General features: G+C 56.0%; 3 protein-coding genes and 1 pseudogene. 2 read left to right on the top strand and 2 right to left on the bottom strand.

Annotated elements, in window-relative coordinates; all coding sequences use genetic code 11:
* Both M7F93_RS11630 and dcd read left to right on the top strand, forming a co-directional pair.
* On the top strand, positions 1-406 hold a 406-nt coding region (locus M7F93_RS11630; RefSeq protein WP_298173697.1), incomplete at its 5' end, for a P-loop NTPase.
* A 29-nt stretch (positions 407-435) separates the two neighbouring features.
* Positions 436-1,002, top strand: coding sequence for a dCTP deaminase (gene dcd, locus M7F93_RS11625; protein WP_298173694.1), 567 nt, complete (start codon positions 436-438; stop codon positions 1,000-1,002).
* Between the two features lie 7 nt (positions 1,003-1,009).
* On the opposite strand, the gene M7F93_RS11620 is transcribed toward dcd, so the two are convergent.
* Together M7F93_RS11620 and M7F93_RS11615 are read right to left on the bottom strand one after the other, a co-directional pair.
* Positions 1,010-2,086 (bottom strand): oxidoreductase, encoded by a 1,077-nt coding sequence (locus tag M7F93_RS11620; RefSeq protein WP_298173692.1) that lies wholly within the window; start codon positions 2,084-2,086, stop codon positions 1,010-1,012.
* A gap of 145 nt (positions 2,087-2,231) precedes the next feature.
* A pseudogene (locus M7F93_RS11615) lies at positions 2,232-2,661 on the bottom strand (APC family permease); the annotation flags it as partial.

Here is a 2,661-nt window from a genome sequence, read left to right as displayed (position 1 = left end):
GCCGGTCTCCGGGGCGGTGATCGTCACGACGCCGCAGGACATTGCCTTGCTGGATGCCCGTAAAGGTCTGAAGATGTTTGAGAAAGTGGGCGTGCCTATTCTCGGTATCATCGAGAACATGAGTTTTTATATCTGCCCGAAGTGCGGCAATGAGGACGATATTTTCGGACATGGCGGTGGCGCGGCCATGGCCGAGCAGGACGGGGTGGAATTTCTGGGGGCGATACCGCTCGACCGCAGCATTCGCAACGAAGCCGATAACGGCGCGCCGACGGTAGTGGCGCAGCCGGATTCCCGTCTCGCCAAAATCTACCTGGAACTGGCGCGCCATGTGGCCGGACGGGTGGCGATCCAGGCGGTCGATCACAGCCACAAGTTCCCCAATATCGTCGTCCAGAACCGCTGATTCCCAGCCGCTTACAGGAAGTCTCCGCCATGAGCATCAAATCCGATCGCTGGATCCGTCACATGGCGGAAGAACACGGGATGATCGAGCCCTTTTCACCGCGCCAGGTGCGGCACGTCGAGGGAAACCCCATTATCTCCTACGGCTTATCTTCCTATGGTTACGATATTCGTTGCGCCGGGGAGTTCAAAGTCTTTACCAATGTCCGCAGTGTAATTGTCGATCCGAAGAATTTCAGTGAAGATTCTTTTGTCGATTTTACCGGGGATACCTGCATTATCCCGCCGAATTCTTTCGCCCTGGCGCGCACGCTGGAATACTTCCGTATCCCGCGTAATGTGCTGACCATTTGTCTGGGTAAATCCACCTATGCCCGTTGCGGCATCATCGTCAATGTCACTCCTTTCGAGCCGGAGTGGGAAGGCTATGTGACCCTGGAATTCTCCAACACGACGCCCTTACCCGCGAAAATCTATGCGAATGAGGGCGTGGCGCAGGTGCTGTTTTTGGAGTCGGACGAGGTCTGCGAAGTGTCTTATGCCGACCGCGGCGGCAAGTATCAGGGCCAGAGTGGTGTAACCCTACCGAAGGCTTGAAAGCGGATCAGGGTAAGGGCTCTTTGGTATAGGCGATATTGGCCTGCTCGGAGGAGTAGGCATCCATCTTTTTGTTGGCGCGCAGATCATTTACCCAGTAGGGATTGAGTAACAGGGATTTGCCCGAGAGGATCATATCGGCATCCGCCAGCGCTGCCTCGGCGGTGTCCCGATCATGAATATTGCCGCAGATCAACAATGGTTTCCGGGTGGCGCTGCGGGTTAACTGTGCCATATTTTTGCCGGTCCCGAAGGCCTCGTCGCCAAAGCGATAGGTGGATACCGAAATGGCGTCGATGGGGAGTTGATCCAGGAGTCGAATCACCTCTGTCCATTCGTCGGCATTGGCGAACAGGGAAACTTCCATATCCGCAACCCCCCAGTTGGATATCCGGAAAAAGAGCAATTTGTCGGCAGGCACATGCGGACGTACGGCCTCTACGATTTCACGGGCAAAGCGGAAGCGGTTTTCGACGCTGCCACCATAGTTATCTGCACGCTGATTGCTGTAGGCGGACAGAAACGCATTGATCAGGTAACCGTGTGCGCCGTGAATTTCTATACCATCGAATCCGGCCGCAATGCCGCCTTTAACCGTTTCGACGAAACCCTGAATGACATGCGCAATGTCAAAGGACGACATCATGTCGGGCATGGGGTAAGGCACGCTGGTCAGTGGGTTGTTCTGTTTGGGGATCAATGCGCTGGGTGCGATAGTGCGTTCGGCGGGATTAACCTCATTCCAGGCTATTCTGCCGCAATGAAAGATTTGCAGCACCGATACGCTGCCCGCAGCACGGATTTTTGCGTTGACCTGCGCCCAGGCATCAATTTGCCGCTGCGTGGTTAACCGCGCCTGGCCGGGATAGCCTTGGGCGCTCTCATAATCGCTGACGATGGCTTCTGTGGTGATGAGTGCGACATCGTTTTCGGCGCGCCGGATCAGGAAATCCAATACGTCCTGACGGGGAATACTATCTTTTTCCGAGGACATGCGGGTCATCGGTGCCAGCCCGATGCGGTTTTTCAGGGTGTAGCACCCCATTTTGAGAGGGGAAAACAGATCTTTGCTGGTTTGGGACATTGGCGATTTCCTTATGCGTTGTCAGCTTGCCAGTGCGGACTGGCTGGACGATTACCTGAGTAAGATACCATGTGGTCGGTATGTTTCCTAGCGGGCGCCGGGAGACTTCTCCAGATTTCGGGATGGGTAACTGGCGGGGCCAGGTTTATGATTCATCCACGGCAACAAGGATATGCCGCAAACGCTCCGGCCGAAACGCCGCCCAGTAGAGTCCCCAGAAAAAAATAACCATCACCAGCGCGACAAAAAGCAGGGTGGCGATCCCTTCACCTCCGCCCGGTAAAGGCCAGAGGCTCACCGCCATCACTTTGATCAGGAGGGGCAGGCTGATGCCGGAGACGATCAGACTGATCCAGCGCCAGGCATGACGCTGGCGGAACAGGAACCAGGGTGTGGCGATGTTGGCCAGGCCATAAATCAGCAGAAAGGCCAGCCCGGTAAAGGTGCCAAAGGTGCCGACCACCGATAATATGGGGATTTTCCACAGGGTAACCACCGCTATACTTATGAGCACGATGATGGCGAGTATCCGCAACGCCCGCGCTGGGGTGCCGTGGCATAAGTCCCGGTGATGG

The sequence above is a fragment of the Acidithiobacillus sp. genome, assembly GCF_027322205.1.
GTDB lineage: Bacteria > Pseudomonadota > Gammaproteobacteria > Acidithiobacillales > Acidithiobacillaceae > Acidithiobacillus.
This window is presented reverse-complemented; position numbering and strand designations above follow the sequence as displayed.